The organism is Streptomyces glaucescens (assembly GCF_002154375.1).
Classification (GTDB): Bacteria; Actinomycetota; Actinomycetes; order Streptomycetales; family Streptomycetaceae; genus Streptomyces; species Streptomyces glaucescens.
Window position 1 is genome coordinate 1 of record NZ_MUND01000719.1, and the last position, 6979, is coordinate 6979.

At 74.4% G+C, this 6979-nt stretch carries 6 protein-coding genes; 3 read left to right on the top strand and 3 right to left on the bottom strand.

Features of this window, described 5'->3' with window-relative positions; genetic code table 11:
- The 3 genes from CCN42_RS35850 to CCN42_RS35865 form a co-directional block, all read left to right on the top strand.
- On the top strand, positions 1 to 223 hold a 223-nt coding region (locus CCN42_RS35850; protein ID WP_143662141.1), incomplete at its 5' end, for a response regulator transcription factor.
- 307 nt (positions 224 to 530) lie between these two features.
- Positions 531 to 3383: a helix-turn-helix transcriptional regulator gene (locus CCN42_RS35855; protein ID WP_086741531.1), complete on the top strand. Its 2853-nt coding sequence runs from the start codon at positions 531 to 533 to the stop codon at positions 3381 to 3383.
- Positions 3384 to 3672: 289 nt separating this feature from the next.
- Entirely contained in the window at positions 3673 to 4464 is a 792-nt protein-coding gene (locus CCN42_RS35865; RefSeq protein ID WP_086741533.1) for a S1 family peptidase, read from the top strand.
- Positions 4465 to 4580: 116 nt separating this feature from the next.
- Here the strand turns inward: CCN42_RS35865 and CCN42_RS35870 are convergent, their stop codons facing one another.
- From CCN42_RS35870 to CCN42_RS42960, 3 genes are all read right to left on the bottom strand, one after another.
- Complete coding sequence (locus tag CCN42_RS35870) at positions 4581 to 5702, bottom strand: winged helix DNA-binding domain-containing protein (RefSeq protein ID WP_086741534.1); 1122 nt, start codon at positions 5700 to 5702, stop codon at positions 4581 to 4583.
- Positions 5703 to 5880: 178 nt separating this feature from the next.
- On the bottom strand, positions 5881 to 6384 hold the full coding sequence (locus CCN42_RS35875) for a nucleoside deaminase (RefSeq protein ID WP_086741535.1): 504 nt from the start codon (positions 6382 to 6384) through the stop codon (positions 5881 to 5883).
- 87 nt (positions 6385 to 6471) lie between these two features.
- Complete coding sequence (locus CCN42_RS42960) at positions 6472 to 6630, bottom strand: hypothetical protein (protein WP_158102181.1); 159 nt, start codon at positions 6628 to 6630, stop codon at positions 6472 to 6474.
- Positions 6631 to 6979: the final 349 nt, after the last annotated feature.

Genomic DNA, 6979 nt, shown 5'->3' on the forward strand with positions numbered 1-6979 from the left:
GCTGGCGCCGGGCTGGGAGCCGGACGGGGTGCGGCTGGCGCCCCGGGAGGTGGACGTGCTGGCCTGTGTGGCGGCGGGGGCGACGAACGCGGCGGCGGCCGAGCGGCTGGGACTGCGCCCGGAGACGGTGAAGAGCTATCTGCGCTCCGCGATGCGGAAGCTGGGCGCGCGGACGCGGGGAGAGGCGGTGGTCGCGGCGCGGCGGGCGGGGGTGTTGCCCTAGGGGTGCCGGGCGTGAGCGCCACGGGATGCCGGGCGTGAGCGCCGCAGGGGTGCCGGGCCTGAGCGCCGTAGCGGTTTCCGGCGTGTGGCGGCTGCGGGTTCGCCGTGGTCGGGTCGCGTGGTTCCCCGAGCCCTTCGGGGCGCACCCGGAGTCGCGGCGCCTCCCCACGCGCCGTGCGTCATGCAATTGACACGGAGCTGAAATTCCCCATGCACGTTGCTGTTATTTCCCTCACCACCGCGCCCCTCCGAAATTCAATGACTCGGTGCCTAGAATTTGGCCAGAACACGACACACGGAGGGGAGCGGTGACCGTGCGACGGGACTTCGAGGAGCCTGCCAGATGCCGCCCCGACCTGGTCATCGGCCGGGAGGAGCCGTTCACCGCGGCGCGTGAGCAGCTGGACCGCGGCGGCAGTGTGCTGCTCCACGGGCCCGCCGGAATAGGAAAGTCGACCGTGCTGCGGGCATTGGCCGCGGAATACGGCGCGACCGCCCGCACCGTGCTGCGCTGCTCCGCGACCGAGTCCGAATCCCACCTCCCCTTCCTGGCCCTCGCCGACCTGCTCGGCCTGGTCCTCGACGACGTGTCCGACCAGCTGCCCGCCACCCAGCGCACCGCGCTGGAGTCCGCGCTCACCGGCCGCGGCGAGTCCACCCTCCAGCGCGACGGCCTCGCGCTGCGCCTCGCCGTGCTGTCGGCGCTGCGCGCGCTCGCCGCGGCGGGGCCCGTCCTGGTCGTCGCCGACGACCTCCAGTGGCTCGACCCGGCCAGCGCCGAACTGCTCGGGTTCGCCGCCCGCCGCCTCGGCGACACCCCCGTCCAGCTGCTGTGCGCGATGCGCGCCGAGGACCAGGAGTACGACCGGCAGTTGCGGGCCGCCCCGCCCGACACCCTCGCCCTGCGACTCGGCCCGCTCTCCCGCACCCAGGTCTCCGCGCTGCTCGACCACCGCGGCTACACCGGCCTGCCCCGCTCCACGGTCCGCGAGATCCACCGCACCAGCGGCGGCAACCCGCTGTTCGCGCTGGAACTGGGCCGTGCCCTCGCCGAGAACCCGGTCCCGCCCCGGCCGGGCGAGCCGCTGCCGGTGCCGACCTCGCTGCGGGCCCTGGTGCTGAACCGGCTGGAGATGCTGTCCGACGAGGCCCGGCACACCCTCCTCGTGGCCAGTGCGGGCGCCCGTCCCACGCTGGCCCTGCTGCACGCGGCGGGCCGCCACCACGCCGAGGCGGAGACCGCGCGGGCGGCCGAGCTCGGCCTGCTGGCCACCGAACCGGAGGGCCCGGCCGTACGGTTCGCGCATCCGCTGATCTCGGCCGCGCTGTACGCGGAGGCGCCCGCGCACCGGCGCCGCGCCGCGCACGCCGCGCTGTCCGAGGCCGCCTCCGACCCGATCGAACGCGCCCGGCACCTGGCGCTGGCCACCAACGGGACCGACCCGGAGGTGGCGGCCCGGCTCGCCGGGGCCGCCGCGCTGGCCCGGGACCGCGGCGCGCCGTCCATGGCGGCCTCCCTGGGGCTGCTCGCCGCCCGGCACACCCCGGCCGGCGGCGTACCGGCCGCCGACGAGCGGCGGTTGCAGGCCGCCGAGGACGCGATCACCGCGGGCGAGGTGGATCTCGCCCGGGACATCGCCCGGGAGGTGCTGTCCCGGGCGACCGTGCCCGCCGACCGGGTACGGGCCTGGATGGTGGTCATAGAGGCGGCCGGTCAGGCCCTCGGAGACGTCGACGCGGTCTTCCCGCAGGCGCTCGCCGACGCGGGCGACGACCCCCGGCTGCTCGCCCTGGTCCACTACCAGCTGGCCTGGCGGGCCCTCGTCGTCGAGGGCGACTTCGCCGAGGGCCGGGAAGAGGCCGCGCACGCCGCGGAGCTGGCCGCGCGGGGCGGCGACCGGCGCACCGAGCTGCTGGCGCTCGCCTTCCAGGCGCAGGCCGAGACGCTGATGGGCCACCCCGACGCCCCCGCCACCATCCGGCGGGCCCTCCAGGAACCGCAGGATCCGCAGGTCGCCTGCCATCACAACGGGGCGGGCTCCACCCGGCTGCGCTGGCTGCTGATGAGCGATCAGCTGCCCGATGCCCGCGCCACCGTCACCAGGCTGCTCAGCGAGGTGCGGCGGCGCGGCATGGTGGAGAGCGAGGTGCACTTCCTGCGGATGCTCGCCGAGACCGAACTGCGCGCCGGGCACTGCGGGCGGGCCCTGGACCTGTCCCGGGAGAGCCTGCGGCTGGCCCGGGACTCCGGGATCGGCGAGGTGGCCTCCGCCGTGCTCACCTCCGTCGCGGAGGCGTCGGGCGGAGACGTCGACCGGGCGCTGGCGCTGGCCCGGGAGGCCGCCGAACACGCCGAGGAGGACGGCGACCAGATCTACATGTCGCGTGCCCTGGCCTCCCTCGGCTACGTCCAGCTGGTCGCCGGGGACGCCGCCGGCACCGTCCGGTCGCTGCGGCGGGTGCGGGAACTGGAGCAGGGGCTCGGGGTGACGGACCCGGCCCGCGGGCGCTGGCACGGCGACCTCGCGGAGGCGCTGGTGCGGGTCGGCGAGCTCGCCGAGGCGCAGGACGTCGTCGACGTCACCCGCGAGCAGGCGCTGCGGCTGAGCCGGGAGAGCGTGCTGGCCGTCCTGGACCGGGCGGAGGCGCTGGTGCGGGCGGCGCGCGGGGACCACGAGGGCGCGATGGCACGGCTGACGTCGGTTCAGGACCGGCTGGCCAAGCTGGGGTACGGGCTGGAGGAGGCGCGGGCGGCCTTCGCGCTGGCCCGGTTGCGCGCCCGCGCCCAGGCGCCCGGCTCGGTCCGGCCGGGCGGCGGTGTCCGGCCGGGTCCGGCGTCGTACGACGAGGCGGCGCGGCTGTTCCGGCGGTGCCGGGCGCTGCCGTGGCTGCGGCAGGTGGAGGCGGCTGCCTCTCCCCCGCCGGCCCGCGAACCCGTTCCCGTGCCCGCGCCCGCGACGGCCGCGCTGGACGGGCTGGCGTCGATGGAGCGTCAGGTCGCCGCGCTGGTCATGGAGGGCGCCACCAACCGGGAGATCGCCGCGCGGCTGTTCATCAGCGTCAAGACGGTGGAGGCGACCCTGACCCGGGTCTACCGGAAGCTGGGGATCCGCTCCCGGGTGGACATCGTCCGGCTGGCGGCGGGGCCGCGCACGGGCTGAGGGCCGCGCACGGGGTGAGCGCCGCGGGAACCGGGACCTGAGGGGACCGAGGGGGCGGAGCGAGGGCAGGCCGAGGGGTGTGGGCCAAGAGGTGCAGGCGGACGGGGCCCGACCGAGGGTTTTCCCTCACCAACCCCCTTAGGGGGTTCCCTCATTGGGAGGCCGGTGGGCCGGGACCTAGCGTAAGGGTCGTGCCGCTCGCCGGGCACACGGGGGTCCGTCCCAGACCTCCGTGCAACACCCCCCACACCCGCGCGCCCCCCCACCGGCAACACCCTGAGGAGACCTCATGTCCGGGCTCACCCGTGCGAGAAGGACCGCCGTCGCGATAGCCGCCACCGCTGCCGCCGCCGCGACCGCGCTGACCGCCGCCCCCTCGGCCGTCGCCGCGCCCCAGCCCATCGTCGGCGGCACCACGACGACGACCAGCAGCTACCCGTTCATGATGCAGATCACCGACGCCTCCCAGAACCAGTTCTGCGGCGGCACGCTGGTCTCCCCGACGAAGGTCGTCACCGCCGCGCACTGCATGGTCGGCGAAAGCCCCAGTGGCGTCCGCGTGGTCGGCGGCCGCACCTACCTCAACGGCACCAACGGCACGGTCGCCCGGGTCAGCAAGATCTGGATCCACCCGAACTACACCACCGCCACCCGCGGTGAGGACGTCGCGGTGCTGACCCTGTCGACGGCGATGCCGTACACCACGGCCAAGTACGTCTCGTCCACCGACACCTCCGTCTACGCGGCCGGCACCACCGCCCGCGTCCTCGGCTGGGGCACCACGTCGTCGGGCGGCAGCTCCTCCAACCAGCTGCGCACCGCGACCGTGCCGATCGTCTCCGACACCAGCTGCGGCGGCTCGTACGGTTCCGACTACGTCAAGAGCGAGATGGTGTGCGCCGGATACTCCTCCGGCGGCGTGGACACCTGCCAGGGCGACAGCGGCGGTCCCCTGCTTGTCGGGGGCGTCCTGGCAGGGATCACTTCCTGGGGCGAGGGTTGCGCCCAGGCCGGTTACCCGGGTGTCTACACCCGGCTGACCACCTTCTCCAGCCTGGTGACCGCGCAGGTCAACTCGTAACGGGCGAAGAGCTCCTGAGGGCACCCCTCAGGTGAATACCAGGGGGCGTTGCGGGCCTCCACGAGCGGCCCGCAACGCCCCCTTTCCATGCCCGGCGTCGGCCTCCTTGCCCGGCGTCAGCCGGTGACGGTCCCGAACCGGATGTCGTACGACCCTCCCGGGTACAGCACCCGCAGCATCCGCTCCGCCTCCGCGGCCACCTCGTCGCGCGCGGCCTCGGCCGCCTCGGTGAAGGGCTCGATGACGAGAGCGTCGTCGTACAGCCACCACACGCCCGCGAGGAAGCCGTCGACGAGGAACGGACGGGAGAAGGTGTTGACCTGCCAGGTGCGGCCTCGCTGAGCGGCGGGGATCACCCGGGTGCGGTCGGCGTGGGACAGCAGCAGGTTGTCGAACTCGGGCAGCAGGCGTGGCGGGGCGGGGGTGTCCGGGTCGGGCCGCGGGGCGTCGGGCAGGTCGAAGAGCTCGACGCCGTTCGGGTCGCGGAACGTGACGAGCCGGGGCCGCAGCCGCTCGAAGACGGGACGCATCCGGGTCAGCCCGGCCCAGGTCTGCATGTCCTGCACGGACGCCGGACCGAAGGCGGCGAGGTAGCGCAGGACCGCCGAGTCGGCGGACGCGGGCGGCTCGGCCGGGCGGCCCAGCCAGTGCTCGACGGTGGTGAGGGCGACCTGGCCGCTCCTGCCCCACAGTCCGCGCGGGGTGACCTGGACGAGCGGGAGCTTGCAGCGGGCGGCGACGGCCAGGGCCAGCGGATCGGCGTCCGGCCACTCGGCGAGCAGCGCCTCGCGCAACTGCCGCATGGTGCGCGGTTCTTCCTCGACCAGGGCGCGGACGAGGGCGGAGAGCCGGTCGAGGTCGACGCCGACGAGCCCTTCGCGGAACTGCTTCATGTTCACTTCGCGGTCCCGGGCGGGCTGCACCAGCGGCCGCAGGGTGAGGGCGTCGTCGGCGGTGTGCAGGTGGATGGTGGACCGCAGGGTGACCATCCGTACGACCTCGCGGCCGGCCAGCAGCCCGGACAGTTCCTCGGGCGCGAACCCGTCGAGACGGGCGGCCAGCGCGACGTAGGGCGGCTTCACCTCCTGCGCCTGGAGTCCGACGAGGTGCTCCACGGCCGCCTCGGCGGACATCGGCGAACGGCGCAACAACAGCTGCCGGGCGAGCGTGGCCCGGTTCAGGGCGCGGGTGGTGAGCACGGGGGCGGTCGCGGCGCGCTGGGCCTTCGTCCTGGTCATGGACGGCACGCTAGCCGGAGTAGAGGACAGATGCGGTCCTAATGGAGCGGGCCGCATGCAAGGGGTGCTCGTCCGCAACGAACTCGCGTGCCCGCGCCGGGCGGTGGACGCCCCGGTCGCCCTTCCGCCGCCCGGCGCGCGGGTGCTCAGCCGGCGATGCCCTCAGTGGTCGGTGTGCTCAGTAGTCGATGCGGTCGGCCTTGGCCAGCCACGCGTCGAACGGAGCCGTACGGTGCGGCAGGTCCAGCTGCTCGACCCGGGTCGGCCACATGGACTGGGGCTTCTTGTCGAAGAGGTCGTAGAACTTGCGGTCGTCGAAACCGGCCACCGCGGCGTCGTGCCGGTCGGCGGAGTAGACGATCCGGTCGACCCGCGCCCACAGCGCCGAGGAGAGACACATCGGGCAGGGCTCGCACGACGTGACCAGGACGCAGCCTTCGAGCGAGAAGGTGCCGAGCTGCTTGCAGGCGGCGCGCATGGCGCTCACCTCGGCGTGCGCCGTCGGGTCCAGGGTCGCGGTGACCTGGTTGTTCCCGAGAGCGACGATCTCGCCCTCCTTGGCGACCAGGGCGCCGAAGGGACCGCCGCCGTTCGTCACACTGTTCGTGGCCAGCCTGATCGCCTCGTCCATCCAGGCACGCTCGATGTCCTGGATGTTCGTCTCTTGGGTCTGCGCAGTCACGGTCACTTCTTTCGGAGATGGAAGGGTTCCCCGGATGCCCTGCCCGTGCGGTACGGGAATCCGGGATTACAGCTGGGCCCACGGGGATCAGCCCGGCTCGAAGCCGCACAGGTGCTCCGGCGCGACCGGGGCATGGGTCGGGTTCGGGCCCGTTGCGTCGCGGATGGCGTTCGGGACCGCCGGGACGGCGACGCCCTGCTCGCCGAGCGCCCGCGGGGTGCGGGCGGGAGAGGTGTGGCCGGTCATGCGCAGGCCTCCACGGTCCTGGGGTGCATGCGAGGAGTACACAGCCGACCGGGCGGGGGCAGCTAGGGGTGGAAGACATGAAGACGTCAGCAGGCTGGGACCCCCGCTTCGTAGACTTCTACATGCCCGCGCGCCGGGCACGGACAGCCGGCCGGTGGTGCGGGCCGGCTCAGTCGCCGGGTCTCCAGCACCCGTAGCGGCCTCGGGGCGGGAGCCGACCGTCTCACGCCACGCGTCCGGGGCGAGGCCGTGCGCGGAGCACCGGGTCTCGACGGCCGGCCGGGCGGTCGACGTCAGGACCCCGACGAAGTCGAGGATCAGCCCGGAGGGGGTTGGGGCTGCCGGGGGG

Bases quoted from the DNA above. Each gene is read 5' to 3' on its own strand.
- CCN42_RS35865 (WP_086741533.1), top strand. From the start codon at position 3,673: ATGTCCGGGCTCACCCGTGCGAGAAGGACCGCCGTCGCGATAGCCGCC.
- CCN42_RS42960 (WP_158102181.1), bottom strand. From the start codon at position 6,630: ATGACCGGCCACACCTCTCCCGCCCGCACCCCGCGGGCGCTCGGCGAG.
- CCN42_RS35870 (WP_086741534.1), bottom strand. From the start codon at position 5,702: ATGACCAGGACGAAGGCCCAGCGCGCCGCGACCGCCCCCGTGCTCACC.